This is a genomic window from Photobacterium pectinilyticum (assembly GCF_024357955.1).
In the GTDB taxonomy this organism is placed as follows: Bacteria; Pseudomonadota; Gammaproteobacteria; order Enterobacterales; family Vibrionaceae; genus Photobacterium; species Photobacterium pectinilyticum.
In genome coordinates, this window is the sequence record NZ_JANEYT010000033.1 from 1 (window position 1) to 15,587 (window position 15,587).

Here is a 15,587-nt window from a genome sequence, read left to right on the forward strand (position 1 = left end):
AGCGCAAACCGGACAGGTAGAGTAAAAATAGGGGTAGAGAAAAGCTTGGGGAAAAGGGCGTCCGGTTAAACGCGGAATGGGTGTCCGGAATCAGCGGAATACGCAGTAGATGGCTTGCTATTCCAATATAGGTCAAACTGTACGGAAATTTCTGGCACGGACTCTCCAAGCATCAGTATATCGAAATCACCAAAATCCACCGAAGTGTTAGCCGCAAAATACTCGTCGCCAATATTCCGTCCGCCTGTGATGACAAAAGCGTTATCAGCAATGAGAGCCTTGTTGTGCATTCGACGATTAACACGATCAAAATCACTGATAAAACCAAATATACGAGCAGAGCGTTCTGCAAATGGATTAAACAGGCGAATGTCGATGTTTGGGTGGCTTGCAAGTTGCGCCATTGACTCATCGTTACGTGACTGCATGTCGTCAAGTAAAATCCGGACACGAACACCGCGCTCTGCAGCTTGGTATAAGGCATAGGTCATGAGCGAACTGGTATTGTCATCGCGATAAATGTAGTACTGCAGGTCTAGACTGTGTTCGGCGCCATAAATAAGCGCCAAGCGCGCTAAAAATGCTTCTTGACCATCGCCCAGCGGATAAAAGCCTGTCAGTTTTGGGTGTTTGTTTATGTACGGGAGTGCCTGGCTAGCAAGTTGTGTTTGGGCGTCGAAAGGTATTGTGTAGCTGGGGAATTTATCAGCTTCGGGTAGGGATGAGCAGCCCCAAAAAGAGAGTAAGCCTAATATAACAGCTAAATAACGAACAAAAATCAACAGATATGCCATAACTTTTCAGTCAGACTCCTTTCTAAATATTATTCGAGATTTTAAGCGGCGTAAGCTTCGTTGACAAATACTATTGATTTTTGAACATAGTAGGATCAGTGAAAAAGCGTTACAAACGATATTGGTTGATTAAAAAGCGATTGGCGATGATTCCAGAGTGTTCTACTGACGGTCACTCAAGGCGGTAGATGAATGCTGTTATGAGCTATTGATCACAAAAAGATACTTTGATGTAAACTTCAATAATTTAATACTATTTGATGCTTTTATTTGATGATTATGCGTTTTTTTCTATATTTCACTTTAAATCCCCCTTCGTGCGGAGCAACTCTCTTTTTTATCGTAATGAAGGGTTAGAGTATGGTGCTTCAAAGGTGTTTCATTGCATATCATGTTGGGTATATTGGAACTAAGCCTTTAATTCACAAAAGAGTAACAACAGTGATAGGTGATGATTTAGACCGTGGTATGTAATTTTAAAAGGAGTTAATGTTATGGCTAAACGAGTATCAAACAAACGTATTAAAGAAATTCTAGATAATGCAAAAGCGAAGAAATAATCCTTAATAGCCTCCGATCAGCGGAGGCTTTTCTTTTCTGTATATCATTACACTACTTGAAACAATGATGCTAGTAGCAAACAGGCCACTCTATAATTAAACCGCTTCATTGTTGTTGGCTGTTGAGATCCCTCAAGTTAATTCTATCTCGACTATGGTGGTGATGGATACACCGAAAGATGAACGAGGCTAAGAGGTAGGGCACGATTAAGTGCCCTAAATAATGGGTGGCGCGGTTATTCGTCACCACCAAAATCAAAGTCGTCGCTACCGCCAAAGAAGCTATCATCGCTGCCAAAGCCATTGTTGGCTAATGTGTCATCGAGTCCCGTATTTTCAAAACCATTGTTATCAAAACCACTGTTCTCAAAGCCGTCATTACCGAAACCTGCATCGCCAAAGCCACTACCACCAAGGTCACTACCACCTAATCCATCAGTGCCAAAACCGCCGGAATTGCCTGTATAGTCTGAGGCAAAGCTTGATGAGTCATCTAAGAAACTACCGCTGTTTTCTTTTGCTCCAGAGTTGGCTAGTGTGTTTTCTGAAAGCATGTCATCCGTAGCTGCATCTTCTGCCGCAGGGTCAGTAGCTGCCATGGTCTCAGCTGCTGGGTCATCATTATTGAATAGCATGTTGCTGATCATATTGCCTGCAACCAGACCAACCGCTACGCTTGCGGCAGTTTGCATAAAGCTACCAAAAGCACTTGGTTGATGAGTTGGTTGAGGCGGTTGAGGGGCAGGGCGGTTACCCCCCATCATTTTGCTTAATGTGCCACGGTTTGCTTCCGTTTTGTGGTGAGCGACACATTTTTCAAGGTATTCATTCTTTTGCTTGAGCTCTTTTAGCGCCATCTCTTGCACAAGAACAGCTTGGGTAAGCTTGTAGATAGCATCATCCTGAGAGCCAATTTCATTGTTGATCAAGCTTTCTGCATCTGTGTCTTTAGATTTGTTTGGGCTTTGCTTGAGCTTGTTGGCGACATTCTGAATCAACTCTTTTTCTTGTGGGGTCATGATTACCTTCTCATTGAGTAGCACATTATTATGCTTTTTATGACCTTCATCCTAGCCTATGGTTCCTGTTTCAATCTGTAACCATAGGTAAATGTTATTGCTGGTTGATTGACTTTTATACAAAAAATCCGGCAAGTAGCCGGATTTTGCATTTAACTGACATTACACTTTTATTGGCGAACACCTTCTACATGCAGTTCGATATCTGCGTAGCTCGATGAGCCCATAACCTGGATACCAAAATCAGCTAATTCAATGCGTGTTGTTCCCGTAAAGCCTGCACGGTAGCCACCCCATGGGTCTTCACCTTCACCGATGAATTTCGCATCAATCGCTAATGGTTTGGTTTGGCCATGTAGGGTCAAATCACCAAAGATCGTCATTTCACCGTTGCCTTTTGGTTCAACTTTGGTTGAGGTAAAAGTCGCGGTAGAAAACTTACCGGCGTCGATGAAGTCTTCGCTGCGTAGGTGCTTGTCACGCTCTGCATGGTTACTATCAAGGCTGGTCGTATCAACATTAACCATCACTTTTGATGCAGACAAATTTTGTGGGTCATAACTAAACGTGCCGTCAAAGGTATTAAAACGCCCTTTGATAAAGCTGTAGCCAAGGTGTTCGACTTTGAAGTTGATTGATGCATGGGCACCTTTGGTGTCGATGGCGTAGTCCGCTGCATTTACAAACCCAGAAACTGATGCCGCAGCCATAAGTCCCATGGCGATGATGTGCTTTTTCATTTACTTTACTCCCAACATTTTTTTTAGAGTGTTGTCTTTATTAATAAAGTGATGTTTAAGTGCCGCAAGGGCATGTAGGCTGGCGAGCCCGATTAGCGTGAAGGCGAGGTAGTAGTGTACCTCACCAGCAATGTCAGCTTGGTTAGGAAACAGTTCGCCCAAAGCAGGTACGGCGAACCAATCAAAAACGTCGATGACGCGACCATCTGCGGTGGAAATGAGATAACCTGAAATAAAAAGACTGAGCAGTAAAAGATATATCAGGCTGTGAGCAATTTTAGCCGCAGCGATCTCCCATGCCTCACCTTCCATGGAAGGCTGCTTCTTTATGTGTTTCCACACCAGTCTGAAAAGAGTCAAAGCCGCGAGGCAGATCCCAACAGACTTATGCCAGTGGGGGACAGGCTTGTACCACTGCGAATAGTAATTAAGATCAACCATCCATAGCCCAACGGCAAACAAGCCAATAACGGTAACTGCTGTCAGCCAGTGAATGAAGATGGATAAGCCATCATATGTTTTTCTTTCCTGGTTCATTTTTGCCTACTCTATGTTACTTATAATGATATTGTAGACACCACTGTCAGGAACATAAGTACTAACAGTTGAACAACAACATCAATTTATTTGAATAACATGCGAGAGAGGGGGGAGTACTGTCGAGGGATAAGGGGATAAGGGGATGAGGGTAGTAATCAGATAGGTGATTAAGCCATTGACAAGAAATAAGCCAATGGCTTCAAAAGCAGGAAATCAGCGAAGAATGTTGTTATCGTGACGCCAGTCCATAATTGTCCACTCGTTCATTTGCGCATGCAATGCTAGAGCGGGATCAGGGTTTACAGCAAAAGGGCGATCGACGGCATCAAGTAAAGGCAAGTCGTTGATAGAGTCGCTGTATCCATAGCTGCCTTTGAAGGCGGTATCTTGTTCGTCAAGCCAAGCTTTCATCCTGATCACCTTTCCATATTGGTAACTGAGCGTACCTGTTGTTTTTCCTGTGAACTTACCATCAACCTGTTCCAGATTGATTGCAATGGCATCGTCGGCGCCTAGCATGTCAGCAATCGGTTTTACCAAGTGCTCACCAGTGGCCGAAATCACCAAAATCTTATCACCTCGGCGTTTGTGCCACTGAATTCGGCTTATGGCATCTTGGTAAAGCGCAGGTTTGATATGGTGTTTAATAAATTCGTCCACCAACACCGAAATGGCTGAGTCATCCATACCGATCATTGGCTTAAGTGTTGCCTGCATGTAGGATTCCATGTCCATCTTGCCTTTGGCATACGCTTGCATCATTTGTTTTTCTTCAACCAGAAGTGTCGAAGGGGCAACACCTTTTTCGACAAGGTAAGCACTCCATAGACTGGCAGAATCAGCCGCAATCAGCGTCTCATCAAGATCGAAAATAGCAAGGTAAGGCATGACGTTAGTTGCAGGGCTATTGGTTACAGAGTTAATGGTTGTCAAACTTCTTTCCTATTATCATTATTTGTTTAAATCATTATCTACTGGCATTCGCTCAGTTTCGATAGAGATTATTCAAGGGTTATGACAGCTAGTTTTCAACTCCGTGTACTTTTTAAGTCAGGTTTTGTATATATCTCGTTTAGAAGGAATGTATGTCAAAAAGCGTTATTGCTAGGGAGAATATATGAAGATGTCTCATTTACTATGAAGTGGATATTCAATTTGCTTGGTTGGTATTACATCTCTTGGCTAACTAGGGTATAACAATGCCATGAAAATACCGAAGAGAATACAGCCTTTAGTTGACGATGGTTTAGTTGACGAGGTGACAAGCCAATTAATGAGTGGCAAAGAGGCTTCAGTGTACATAGTACGCTGTGGTGATACGATCCGTTGCGCTAAGGTGTACAAAGAGACAACTCAACGTAGCTTTAAGAAAGCAGCAGCCTATCGAGAAGGTCGCAAGGTGCGTAATAGTCGTCGAGCACGAGCCATGGAGAAAGGTTCTGGTTTTGGCCGTGAGCAGCAGGAAAAAGTGTGGCAAAGCGCAGAAGTCGATGCTTTGTACAAGCTCGCGGCTGCAGGAGTCCGGGTTCCCGAACCATTTGGCTGCTTTGACGGTGTACTGCTGATGGAGTTGGTCACCGACGAGGAAGGTTATGTGGCTCCAAGGCTGAATGATGTGGTTATGTCAGCAGAGCAAGCGCGTGAAGATCATCAAACTATGATGACCTACGTGGTTAAAATGCTATGCGTTGGTCTAATTCATGGTGACCTGTCTGAGTTTAATGTACTGGTAGATGAAAAAGGTCCTGTGATCATCGATTTACCACAAGCGGTAGACGCCTCCGCCAATAACAATGCAGAGTGGATGTTGGCACGTGATATCAACAATATACGTGATTATTACAGCCAGTTTGCTCCCGAGTTGCAAAATACTGAGTATGCCAAGGAAATTTGGGCTCTGTTTGAGAAAGGCGATTTAACTCCTGAAACGGAGTTAACAGGGAACTTTGAAGAGAGTGACACTGAAGCTGACATTGCAACCATAATGCAAGAAATTGATGCAGCCCGCGACGAAGAGCGATATAGAAGGGAGCGCATTAAAGAAGCCAAAGAAGGTGTAGACGAAAGTAAGTTTAACTGGGCTGAGAGCTAACAAAGTTTGTGTTGATGTTGGTTCAAATGTCTATTTTGTTTTTAGCTTCGAAATCTCACACAAAACGTTTTCATCTCTGTGTCAGCCGATCTTGGCTGACACGGTCTTGTCCTATTCTGACTTGAGCCGATATGCTTACATTGTTATGCATTAAGTTAAATTATTTAAATCGGTCATACAATTCTTCCACCTTCAAAACAGCTGATGTGATCAGCCAGCTTTTGTGTTTGCGGTACTGAATGGGAGACCATCACGATGGTATACCGTGTAGCCAGTTGAATAATAAGCGCCTCGATATGATCGGCGGTTTCAGGATCCAGTGAGGCAGTCGGTTCATCAAGCAGTAAAATTTCGGGATCAAGTACCAGTGTACGGGCCAGACAAAGACGCTGTTGTTGCCCGCCAGAAAGAGAGTGAGCTGGCATGTTAAGGCGATCTTTAACGTCATCCCAGAGTGCGGCATGGTTGAGGGCAGTATACAGTTTTTGCTGTGCAGCCTGTCCTTTTAAGCCACAGACAACGTTAAGCGGTAGTAGTAAGTTCTCTTTAATCGTGCCGGGTAATAACTGTGGGTGCTGAAAAACCATGCCTACTTTCCGTCGTAATTCCGGTAGCCCTTGGGAGGGAATAGCATGAACAGGCCGCGTTTTTCCGTCTAGTAACAGCTCTATTTTCCCTTGTGTTTGGCAATCTTCAAAACAGTCATTGAGTCGATTGAGTGCCCGTAAAAAAGTTGTCTTGCCTGAGCCTGATGTACCGGTAAGTACATGGATTTTATTTTTATAAAAGTTGACGCTCACGTCTGAGATAACGGGCTGGGAACCAAATGATATGGTGAGATTAGATACTTTACCGGCCAATTGGGACGACTGTTTTAACGTCATACTAAATTCTCCATGACGGTTTACGCTGTAAAAGGCCGGCCACTGAAAAAATGGTAGCGGTGAGGCACAAAAGAGTGAGGGCAGCACCAAAGGCCATTTGGAGTTCTGAATCGCTTTGATACTGGGCGCTGTAATAGAATATGGTAAATGGCAGCGCTTCATAACGTTCAAATATCCCCCCGGGCAATCCTGCGTTAGCAACCGCACCTGTCAGCATGATAACCGCAGTGTCTTCAGCGGCTCTTCCCGTCGCAAGCATAACCCCCCCGATGATGCCTTTCGCAGCTTGCGGCAGCAATACAACACGCAAAGTTTGCCAGCGTGACATACCAAGCGAGAGAGCCGTTATTTCAAGTGATGGGGGTAAGGCTTGTAGAGCCGTACGGGTTGCGACTGCTAAGTAGGGAATAATTAGCATCGCGAGGCATACTCCTGATAACACTAAGCAGGTATTGGCTGAAGGAAGTAACCAGTTACGTAGAAATAAGATTAAGGTAAAGCCGAACAGCCCCATCAGAATTGACGGAATACCAGCCAAGATATCAATGCTAAGCGCCAGGATCGTTTTGAACCGTGAACTCGTACTGGTTGCCAGCCAAATCCCGGTTGCTAGCCCGGGTAAAAGTGCGAGAGATAAGGCGCTAGCAACAACTGTCATTGTGCCGATGCAAGCTGGCCAGATCCCGTCCCATATTGGTTCAAGTCCAAGCATCCCTTGAATAGGGTCAGCATCGCCAAAGAAAAGTGAAAGACTGAGGGCTGGGGCACCACGGATGACAATAAATCCAATGAAAAAACTCAGGCATAGCAGCGTTCCGATGGTACAAATAAGGCACCAGAAGTGAAATATCCGTGCCTTCATTTTGCGTCACCTGTATGTGCTTGGATCTGCGCGTGTTCCATTTTTCTGATCAGTAACGTAACAGTGACACTGATCGCGAGTAATACTAAGCCAGCAGCGAAAAGCGAGTTATAAGCAGCGCTGCCATTTTCAGTCGCGAGTACGAGGCCAATATGAGCGGTCAAGGTGCGAATTGAGTCAAATACGCCGGTAGTCAGTTGCGGGGCATTTCCGGCCAGCATTAGTGGAAGCAGGGTATCACCAATTGCTCGGTTAAAGCCCAGCAACGCAGCAGAGGCCATTGCTTTTGTCGTATTGGGCAAGATGATATATAAAATTGTTTGTGTATCGGTAAAGCCCATCGAGGCCGATGTTAGGCGGATCTGATTCTCTAGTGGACGGCAGTGGGTGTCTAACATCATGACCATAACGGGTAAAATTAATAGTACAACCATGATTGCAGCGGCGAGTAGGCTAAAACCAGAGCCACTTCGAAAGGTTTCTCGTATTAATGGTACAAGTAAAAATACAGCGGAAATACCATACACAACTGTCGGGATCCCGGCCATCAGTCGGATAATACGTCGGATCCAAATAGCTATTTTTCGATAACGGCTGAGCAGACAGAACCCCGTGATACCAACCGCAATAGGGAAGGCCAATGTTAATGCCATTAAACCGAGCATCCCGGAACCGATGATCATCGATGAAATGCCATATTGCCCTTGTTCTGGCCGCCAGTTCAGCGATAAAACCTGTGTATCTGTATTAAAGAATACAGGCAAGGCGAACCAGAACAAAAAGCCAAATAGCAACATCATGAATACAAAGACGATGGCAACAAGTACCATGAGTATCCGCTCTGTCGTGATCAGGGATCTCATGGATTAGTTATTTCTTACTGGGATATATCCAGACGCTCGGATAAATTCAGCCCCTTGTGGGCTGTAGATATAATCAATGAGTTCTCGAACTAGCCCTTGAGGCTGGCCTTTGGTATTCATGTAAAGCCGGCGCACAACAGGGTATTCTCCTGATTCACAAGCTTCATTAGTTGGCTGCACATTGTCTAGCGCTGGCGCTTTAACCATGTCATCTATATACCCGACACTGCTGTAGCCAACGGCACCAGGATCGCGTGCGATGGCTGTTTTCATTGCGCCATTAGACGGTACGACATTGGCGTGATTGACTATCGGTGAGTTGTGCAGCAGTTTGTCTACAAAGATGGCGCGGGTGCCACTGGCCTCATCTCGGGTAAATGTGTTGATAATGCGGTCATTTCCACCAAGCTCTTGCCAGTTGGTGATTTTTCCCGCATAGATATCGGCCACCTGTTGCTGGGTTAGTGCCTGAATTGGGTTTGATGGGTTGATGATAATAGCGACACCGTCGATAGCGAAGGGAAAAGAAATTAGTCCGAGATTTACTTCACTGGGTTTCAGCGGCCGACCCGTGTTTCCGATATCAGCCAGCCCTTTTGCCGCTTGCTGGGCACCTACACCGGAGCCCCCACCGGCAATTGTTATACGGATCTCACTGTTGCTCTGCATAACAGCCTTGGCTGCTTGTTTCATTACGGGAATATGCGCGGTTCCTCCGGCGATATTGATTGTTCCGGAAAGCCCTTCGAATCTATCGAGATCAGAAGCTTGTGTGAACGTTGAGGCAAAACACAGGCCACAAAGAAGTAGCTTGCTGAAACCAGGTTTGAGTCGCATAAAATCTCCTTTTTATTGAAACGGAAGCACAGGGAAAGCATTACGGATGAATCCGATGCCGAATACGTAGACTACGCTGACCAATCAGACAAAACAATATGTACCACAAACGAATTTTGACATTACTATTTGATTTAAATCACAATTTTATGGTGGGGAGTGATTGGTGACGGTGGATCACTTCATGATTTCCGGAACTAATCTCAGAGGTTTAATGAACTTGATGTAATGCTTCAGTTTGGGTGTTTTTAAAACAAGTCCATCTGTCATCATCCATGTAAGTAAAGAGGTAAGTATAAAAAAGCGGAGGGGTACAGATTGAGAGGTTTGTCTAAATTGGGAAGGGGGGGAATAAAATCGACGTTCTTGTTGATTTCAAGCAAGTCAATATATCGCTATGGCGAAATTGAGTGATAACTCGTGATGAAACGGCATTGAATCAACATAGTCGTGGAGCGTTCTAACGTTTGTTCCAACAACGGGTATTCATACGAATCGCCCCCAATATTTCAGAGAATGGACTGGTATTCAATAAGCATTTGCGCAGCAGCGCATTAGTCACCATTGGCGCAAGTACCAATGGTGACTAAAAGTCTTTTAATCGGGTTAAGCGATTTGAGACATTTCGCTGAGGATAAATTGTTCTATGCAGCCATCAGTTGCTGCCATGTAATCAGTAAGGTGTTGATTACCCATATGCTGTTGCCATAATTCTCGAGATGTCCAGTTTTCAAAAAACAGGAAGTGGGCTGGGTTCGTGTTGTCTTGATGAAGGTCGTAGTTGATGCAACCTTCTTCGGCACGTGTGATATCAATAAGCTTCAACAACTCTGCTTTTACAAGGTCAATTTTGTCTTCTTTAGCAATAATGTTGGCAACGATAGTTAGCTTGGTCATGTGTCTTCCTCTATTCGAAACTGTGTTTGTTTTATTGATAGCTGTGTTTGGCTATACCGTGTTGATGTAGTGAATATTAGATGGACATTAGGCTTCTGAAAACAGCTCTGCTTTTGATTTATTTTCAAATAATAATTGAGAATGAAGGCTAGGTTTATGCTATCGAGATGAGCGAGCGGAATAATGTTGCGAGTAAGGTGGCAATAAAGGGCTTTAATGCGGCGTCCAAGACAAAAAACAATCTACTCTTAGCCTAACTTTGTGAAATGTAGATGAGATGTATGAGGGGCTGTGATGACTGACAAAAAATACAACATCAAAGTAATGTCAAAGCAGGATTTAGCATTGGCAATTGATTGGGCTGCTGCAGAAGGCTGGAATCCAGGGCTTCACGATATTGAATCATTTTATACAGCGGACCCAACGGGTTTTTTGGTGGGGTATCTAGGTGATGAGCCTATCGCGTCGATTTCAGTGGTTAAATATGACGACAGTTACGGCTTTTTAGGCTTCTACATCGTTAAGCCTGACTATCGAGGCAAAGGTTATGGCTTCAAGTTATGGGAAGCCGGTTTAGCTTATCTGAAAGGTTGTAATGTTGGGTTAGATGGTGTCGTCGAACAGCAAGGAAATTATAAACAATCTGGTTTTAAGCTCGCTTATGGCAATATTCGTTTTGAAGGTAGCGGTGGAGGCGCTAAGCCGGAGGGTATTGGCTTGGTTGACTTGTGTGAACTGCCTTTGAATGAAGTCTTGGACTATGACCACGCCTTTTTTCCTGCTGATAGACAGCGATTTTTACAACACTGGATAAAACAAACCGGTTCATCTGCATTGGGTATTAAGCAGTCGGGCAGGTTGGTTGGGTATGGTGTGATCCGGCCATGCCGCAATGGTTTTAAAATAGGCCCATTGTTTGCTAATGATGCATTATTGGCTGAGGAGCTCTTCCTCGCTTTGAGAGCCAAAGCATCACCGAGTGATAATATTTACCTCGATGTACCGGAAGTTAACTTGCCGGGTGTCGCATTAGCTGAGAAATATAATATGGAGCCAGTGTTTACTACTGCACGGATGTACACGGGTGACATTCCCGCCATTTCGGTGAGTCGTACATACGGGGTAACAACGTTTGAGCTTGGTTAAGTTATTTGCCCAGTTGTAGTGATAAATACAAGGCTGGGCAAATTGTTCTATGTGAATAGGCTGTTTGATTACTGATCTGATGAATGCATTGCTTGCTCAATAGCAACTGCAACCGCGACAGTAGCGCCGACCATAGGGTTGTTACCCATGCCGATCAACCCCATCATCTCAACGTGAGCTGGCACGGAAGATGAACCAGCAAACTGCGCATCGCTGTGCATTCTGCCCATGGTGTCTGTCATACCATACGATGCAGGACCTGCCGCGACATTATCGGGATGCAGAGTACGGCCAGTGCCGCCACCAGAAGCGACAGAGAAATAAGGCTGGCTTTGCTCTAGTCGTTCTTTCTTATATGTACCGGCGACAGGGTGCTGGAAACGTGTTGGGTTGGTAGAGTTGCCCGTAATAGAAATATCCACTTTTTCATAGTGCATGATAGCGACGCCTTCTTGTACATCATCGGCACCATAGCAATTGATCTCACCGCGTGGCCCGTGAGAGAAACGACGTTCAGAGACAATATTGAGTGATCCTGTGTCGTAGTCATACTGGGTTTGGACGTAGTTAAAACCATTAATACGAGAGATTAAATACGCCGCGTCTTTGCCCAAGCCATTTAAGATCACCCTAAGAGGCTGTTGACGGACTTTGTTGGCATTGAGGGCGATTTTGATAGCCCCTTCAGCTGCGGCATAAGATTCATGGCCAGCAAGAAAACAAAAACATTGTGTTTGTTCGCTCAGAAGCCGAGCGGCAAGTTTTCCATGCCCCAAACCGACTTGGCGTTGATCCGCCACTGAGCCTGGAATACAGAATGCTTGAAGGCCTTCCCCTATAAGTTCTGCTGCTTGAGCGGCATTCTTGCTTTCTTCTTTAAGTGCGACGGCTGCACCTAGGACATAGGCCCAAGCGGCATTTTCAAACACGATGGGTTGGGTGTCCTTGACGATGTCGTATGGGTTTACTTTATGTTCTTTACAGAAGCTAAAAGCGTCCTCTAATGAATTGAATCCGTACTGGTTAAGTAGAGGCTGGATTTGGTTGATGCGGCGATCATAGTTTTCAAATAAAGCAGCCATATTGATGTCCTCAGGGATTTATTGGTTTGTGAGTGAGTTGGCTTAACATATTTAGTGACACTGTCACTCTTGATTTAATACAGTGTCAGCAACTATTGATGGCGAGGGTCAATAGTTTTGATCGCCTCATCACAACGGCCATATTGACCTGTAGCTAATTGCATTGCCTCTTCGGCAGGAGTTCCCTTACCGATGGACTCCATCATTTTTCCAAGGTTAACAAAGCTATAACCGATGATTTCATCGTTTTCATCCAGTGCAAGCTGGGTAACGTAGCCTTCGGCCAGTTCCATATAGCGTGGACCTTTGGCTCGGGTACCATAATGGGTACCGATTTGGCTTCGTAGACCCTTTCCTAGATCTTCAAGCCCAGCGCCAATTGGCAAACCGTCTAATGAGAAAGCGGTTTGGGTTCGGCCATACACGTACTGCAAGAAAATCTCACGCATCGCGACGTTGATTGCGTCACATACCAAGTCTGTATTGAGCGCCTCAAGAATGGTTTTTCCGGTGATCAATTCAGAGGCCATTGCCGCTGAATGAGTCATACCTGAACAGCCAATTGTTTCTATTAGTACTTCTTCGATGATGCCATCTTTGACATTGAGGGTGAGTTTGGCAGCGCCTTGTTGAGGAGCACAGGTACCAACGCCATGGCTGACGCCAGAAATTGCGATGACATCTTTGGGGTTAACCCAGCGACCTTCAACAGGAATAGGTGATGATGTGTGCTGTGGCCCTTTTTGAATTGGACACATGTTCTGAACTTCAGTTGAATATTGCATCTTGTTTGCTCACTACTAACGATTGAACGCTTGAGCAAAGAATGGGGGGAGCAGTGATAAACACTAACAACATAGGGCTAGGCACTGCGCAAAGCGAAGTGTCACTTAGGTCCTCGGCCATTCATTGCCGTTGTTGTTAGACGTCATCATCCCCTATGGGGCGGTTAAAGGAGGAGCATCATCTCCCACCAACGAGTAACTCGTTGATGAGGTAACTATACGCCTTTGATGGAAAATTGAACGATCTGAATTGATAATCCTATTTTTCATTTTTGGTAATCGTTTATGGTAAAAGTGAAATGTAAGTGGATATTTCAGTGTTTATCTACAGATCAATTACTTAATTAAAGTCATTAATCATTTCATGGCTCTTTCCATTTGCCCTGACGTAATTTTACAGAAATCGAACATTACTTTTCAGTCGGGGAGGTAATCTAGCGCCATAAAAGAGTGGAGTATAACCATGAAACTACAATTTAGAGCGGAATCAAAGCAATCGGCAGTGTCGGTAAGGCCTTGGAAAAAATCAATCGTTACCGGTATGGTTGCTGTAGCGATTATGTCATTTGGCTTAGCCACACCAAGCGTGGCGGAAGCGAAAGGGCACAAGCATGGGCACAAGCACGGACATCATCACCATAAACATAACCACCATAAAAAACATGTTGTGGTTGTGAAGAAAAAGCCCAAAAAGCATAAGAAAGTTGTGGTCGTACATAAGCGCCCTAAGCACCGCCATTACCATCGTAGCCGCCTTCCGGAAATTGCTACGTTTGCAGTCATCGCTGGTGCCACTTATGCGATTATCGATAACCATTACTACAAGCGACGTGGTGATGACTATGAGTATGTGGCTAAGCCAAGATAAATATAGTAAGAGCCCTGTAAATGAATTGACCCCCAATAGTTGGACACCAATTATTGGGGGTCAATTTAACTGTGGTCTTTATTTATTGGGTTGGTTAAATTACATAGTGTTATGAAGTTGCTATTTTATTTGGCGCATCTAGTTTGCGTGTTTTCATCCAAGCGACGATAGCACCGAGTACAGCAAGCGGGATGATTGGGTCGATCAGTGTGCCGCCTTTACCGAATAACAGGTTCAGCGTCATAATGATGCTTGCACCGATTGCCCAAGCGATGGTTGAGGTCAAGCTCCAGATTTTCAATTGATCAGATAGCTCAGTAATACCCAGGGTACGACTGATGATGTGGAAGTATGAATCGTTGAGATGCGAGAAGCCAACAGGGCCAACGGCACACGCGAGTGCGACAAAAACAGGGTCAAGGCCAAGAGCTTCAACCAGAGGTAATGTCATTGTTGCTGCTACCATCATTGATGCCGTTGCCGAACCTTGGATAAGACGTAGCATAGAAGCGATGGCTAGTGGAACAAGTAGCGGTGGAATACCACTGCTTGCAATCACTTCAGCTACCTGTGGGCCAGCACCAGATGCTTTTAGAACCGCACCCATTGCGCCACCACAACCTGTTACGACAAGGATCAGACCAGTTGTTGATAGGGCATCATCCATTGAGCGAATCATCTCTTTACGGTCGATTTGTGTTGTTAGGCCGTAAAGTGCCATCAGTACACCGATACCCACTGCAACAACAGGGTTACCTACGAGCTCAAGGAATGTGTGGAAGTTGCTGCTGCCTTCGCCAATCAAGGTGTTAGTAAGAATTAGCGCGATTGGTACTAGGATTGGGCCAAATGACAAGAAGTTGCTAGGTAGTTCTTCGTCTTTGGTCTCTTTAACGTTTTCTAGGTTTGCCCAGTCAGCTTCGTTGGTGATCCAGCTCTCGCCGTTTGGTACACGATAATATTCTTTACCCACTTTACGGATGTAGATCAGTGACAACATCATCATCGGGATTGATACAGCCAAGCCCCATAGCATGTATACGCCAAGGTCGACACCAAGGATCCCCGATACCGCAACTGGACCCGGTGTTGGTGGTACTAGTGCGTGAGTGATAAGTAGACCCAATGCCAGCGTCACACCCAAGCCAACTGAAGATTTACCGGTGTTGCGTGAGATAGCACGAACCAGGGAATGTAGCAGCACATAAGCAGAGTCACAAAAAACAGGTATCGCCACAAGTACGCCGGTAAAGCCAAGTGCGAGATCTTCACGTCCTTTACCACAGATCTTGACGAAAGTTTTTGCCATTCGTACAGCAGCGCCTGATTTTTCGAAACATGCACCCATGATCACACCGAAAGCGATAATAAGGCCGATCCCGCCCAAAACGCCACCGAAGCCTGATTTAATGGCGTTAACCAGTTCTGTGGGGGCCATACCTGCAAATAGGCCCATAATTAAACATGCAAGTACCATCGCCAGTGCGACAGGGATACGGGTCTTGATTATCATGACCATCATTGCGGTTATACCAACAATAATGCCTATAATTGCTCCATCCATTTGTCATTCCTTTTAATTGCCTGCTGTGCAGGTTCTATTTCACGTGGATTATAA

16 protein-coding genes and 1 riboswitch are annotated in these 15,587 nt (G+C 45.0%); of the genes, 3 read left to right on the plus strand and 13 right to left on the minus strand.

The features are described from left to right. Positions 1-65: 65 nt before the first annotated feature. The 5 genes from NHN17_RS14550 to NHN17_RS14570 all read right to left on the minus strand — a co-directional run bounded on the left by NHN17_RS14550 (position 66) and on the right by NHN17_RS14570 (position 4,586). Complete coding sequence (locus tag NHN17_RS14550; protein WP_373689568.1) at positions 66-794, minus strand: phospholipase D-like domain-containing protein; 729 nt, start codon at positions 792-794, stop codon at positions 66-68. 796 nt (positions 795-1,590) lie between these two features. Next, positions 1,591-2,373: a DUF2076 domain-containing protein gene (locus tag NHN17_RS14555; RefSeq protein ID WP_255043294.1), complete on the minus strand. Its 783-nt coding sequence runs from the start codon at positions 2,371-2,373 to the stop codon at positions 1,591-1,593. A 170-nt stretch (positions 2,374-2,543) separates the two neighbouring features. Further along, the gene (locus NHN17_RS14560; RefSeq protein ID WP_255043295.1) at positions 2,544-3,113 is read right to left on the minus strand and encodes a YceI family protein; all 570 of its coding nucleotides are present in this window, start codon (positions 3,111-3,113) and stop codon (positions 2,544-2,546) included. Then, positions 3,114-3,650: a cytochrome b gene (locus tag NHN17_RS14565; protein ID WP_255043296.1), complete on the minus strand. Its 537-nt coding sequence runs from the start codon at positions 3,648-3,650 to the stop codon at positions 3,114-3,116. 216 nt (positions 3,651-3,866) lie between these two features. After that, positions 3,867-4,586: an HAD family hydrolase gene (locus tag NHN17_RS14570; protein ID WP_255043298.1), complete on the minus strand. Its 720-nt coding sequence runs from the start codon at positions 4,584-4,586 to the stop codon at positions 3,867-3,869. 271 nt (positions 4,587-4,857) lie between these two features. On the opposite strand from NHN17_RS14570, the gene NHN17_RS14575 reads away from it, so the two are divergent. Further along, positions 4,858-5,745, plus strand: a complete 888-nt coding sequence (locus tag NHN17_RS14575; protein ID WP_255043299.1) for a PA4780 family RIO1-like protein kinase — start codon at positions 4,858-4,860, stop codon at positions 5,743-5,745. A gap of 173 nt (positions 5,746-5,918) precedes the next feature. Here the strand turns inward: NHN17_RS14575 and NHN17_RS14580 are convergent, their stop codons facing one another. The 5 genes from NHN17_RS14580 to NHN17_RS14600 form a co-directional block, all read right to left on the minus strand. Further along, positions 5,919-6,629 carry a phosphate ABC transporter ATP-binding protein gene (locus NHN17_RS14580; RefSeq protein WP_255043300.1) on the minus strand — a complete coding sequence of 237 codons (711 nt, stop codon included), beginning with the start codon at positions 6,627-6,629 and terminating at the stop codon, positions 5,919-5,921. 1 nt (position 6,630) lies between these two features. Next, complete coding sequence (locus NHN17_RS14585; RefSeq protein ID WP_255043301.1) at positions 6,631-7,491, minus strand: PstA family ABC transporter permease; 861 nt, start codon at positions 7,489-7,491, stop codon at positions 6,631-6,633. Beyond that, positions 7,488-8,354 carry a PstC family ABC transporter permease gene (locus NHN17_RS14590; RefSeq protein ID WP_255043302.1) on the minus strand — a complete coding sequence of 289 codons (867 nt, stop codon included), beginning with the start codon at positions 8,352-8,354 and terminating at the stop codon, positions 7,488-7,490. The genes NHN17_RS14585 and NHN17_RS14590 overlap by 4 nt, the downstream gene beginning before the upstream one ends. A 3-nt stretch (positions 8,355-8,357) precedes the next feature. Beyond that, positions 8,358-9,191, minus strand: coding sequence for a phosphate ABC transporter substrate-binding protein (locus NHN17_RS14595; protein WP_255043303.1), 834 nt, complete (start codon positions 9,189-9,191; stop codon positions 8,358-8,360). A 606-nt stretch (positions 9,192-9,797) separates the two neighbouring features. Continuing rightward, on the minus strand, positions 9,798-10,088 hold the full coding sequence (locus NHN17_RS14600) for a putative quinol monooxygenase (protein ID WP_255043304.1): 291 nt from the start codon (positions 10,086-10,088) through the stop codon (positions 9,798-9,800). Positions 10,089-10,382: 294 nt separating this feature from the next. On the opposite strand from NHN17_RS14600, the gene NHN17_RS14605 reads away from it, so the two are divergent. Continuing rightward, positions 10,383-11,234 carry a GNAT family N-acetyltransferase gene (locus NHN17_RS14605; RefSeq protein ID WP_255043305.1) on the plus strand — a complete coding sequence of 284 codons (852 nt, stop codon included), beginning with the start codon at positions 10,383-10,385 and terminating at the stop codon, positions 11,232-11,234. A gap of 68 nt (positions 11,235-11,302) precedes the next feature. On the opposite strand, the gene NHN17_RS14610 is transcribed toward NHN17_RS14605, so the two are convergent. Then, positions 11,303-12,316: a GGGtGRT protein gene (locus tag NHN17_RS14610; protein WP_255043306.1), complete on the minus strand. Its 1,014-nt coding sequence runs from the start codon at positions 12,314-12,316 to the stop codon at positions 11,303-11,305. 92 nt (positions 12,317-12,408) lie between these two features. Beyond that, the gene (locus tag NHN17_RS14615) at positions 12,409-13,101 is read right to left on the minus strand and encodes an iron-sulfur cluster assembly scaffold protein (protein ID WP_255043307.1); all 693 of its coding nucleotides are present in this window, start codon (positions 13,099-13,101) and stop codon (positions 12,409-12,411) included. A 130-nt stretch (positions 13,102-13,231) separates the two neighbouring features. Next, positions 13,232-13,296: riboswitch (Fluoride riboswitch) on the minus strand. Positions 13,297-13,564: 268 nt separating this feature from the next. Here NHN17_RS14615 and NHN17_RS14620 point away from each other — a divergent pair. Then, positions 13,565-13,969: a hypothetical protein gene (locus NHN17_RS14620; RefSeq protein ID WP_255043308.1), complete on the plus strand. Its 405-nt coding sequence runs from the start codon at positions 13,565-13,567 to the stop codon at positions 13,967-13,969. A gap of 109 nt (positions 13,970-14,078) precedes the next feature. Here NHN17_RS14620 and NHN17_RS14625 read toward each other — a convergent pair whose 3' ends face one another. Then, positions 14,079-15,533, minus strand: a complete 1,455-nt coding sequence (locus NHN17_RS14625; protein ID WP_255043309.1) for a GntP family permease — start codon at positions 15,531-15,533, stop codon at positions 14,079-14,081. Between the last annotated feature and the right edge of the window lie 54 nt (positions 15,534-15,587).

What these genes read in the sequence shown, in the direction of transcription:
- NHN17_RS14580 (WP_255043300.1), bottom strand. Translation starts at nt 6,629, where the DNA reads ATGACGTTAAAACAGTCGTCCCAATTGGCCGGTAAAGTATCTAATCTC.
- NHN17_RS14590 (WP_255043302.1), bottom strand. Translation starts at nt 8,354, where the DNA reads ATGAGATCCCTGATCACGACAGAGCGGATACTCATGGTACTTGTTGCC.
- NHN17_RS14615 (WP_255043307.1), bottom strand. Translation starts at nt 13,101, where the DNA reads ATGCAATATTCAACTGAAGTTCAGAACATGTGTCCAATTCAAAAAGGG.
- NHN17_RS14560 (WP_255043295.1), bottom strand. Translation starts at nt 3,113, where the DNA reads ATGAAAAAGCACATCATCGCCATGGGACTTATGGCTGCGGCATCAGTT.
- NHN17_RS14565 (WP_255043296.1), bottom strand. Translation starts at nt 3,650, where the DNA reads ATGAACCAGGAAAGAAAAACATATGATGGCTTATCCATCTTCATTCAC.
- NHN17_RS14625 (WP_255043309.1), bottom strand. Translation starts at nt 15,533, where the DNA reads ATGGATGGAGCAATTATAGGCATTATTGTTGGTATAACCGCAATGATG.
- NHN17_RS14575 (WP_255043299.1), top strand. Translation starts at nt 4,858, where the DNA reads ATGAAAATACCGAAGAGAATACAGCCTTTAGTTGACGATGGTTTAGTT.
- NHN17_RS14550 (WP_373689568.1), bottom strand. Translation starts at nt 794, where the DNA reads ATGGCATATCTGTTGATTTTTGTTCGTTATTTAGCTGTTATATTAGGC.
- NHN17_RS14595 (WP_255043303.1), bottom strand. Translation starts at nt 9,191, where the DNA reads ATGCGACTCAAACCTGGTTTCAGCAAGCTACTTCTTTGTGGCCTGTGT.
- NHN17_RS14585 (WP_255043301.1), bottom strand. Translation starts at nt 7,491, where the DNA reads ATGAAGGCACGGATATTTCACTTCTGGTGCCTTATTTGTACCATCGGA.
- NHN17_RS14620 (WP_255043308.1), top strand. Translation starts at nt 13,565, where the DNA reads ATGAAACTACAATTTAGAGCGGAATCAAAGCAATCGGCAGTGTCGGTA.
- NHN17_RS14610 (WP_255043306.1), bottom strand. Translation starts at nt 12,316, where the DNA reads ATGGCTGCTTTATTTGAAAACTATGATCGCCGCATCAACCAAATCCAG.
- NHN17_RS14600 (WP_255043304.1), bottom strand. Translation starts at nt 10,088, where the DNA reads ATGACCAAGCTAACTATCGTTGCCAACATTATTGCTAAAGAAGACAAA.
- NHN17_RS14555 (WP_255043294.1), bottom strand. Translation starts at nt 2,373, where the DNA reads ATGACCCCACAAGAAAAAGAGTTGATTCAGAATGTCGCCAACAAGCTC.
- NHN17_RS14605 (WP_255043305.1), top strand. Translation starts at nt 10,383, where the DNA reads ATGACTGACAAAAAATACAACATCAAAGTAATGTCAAAGCAGGATTTA.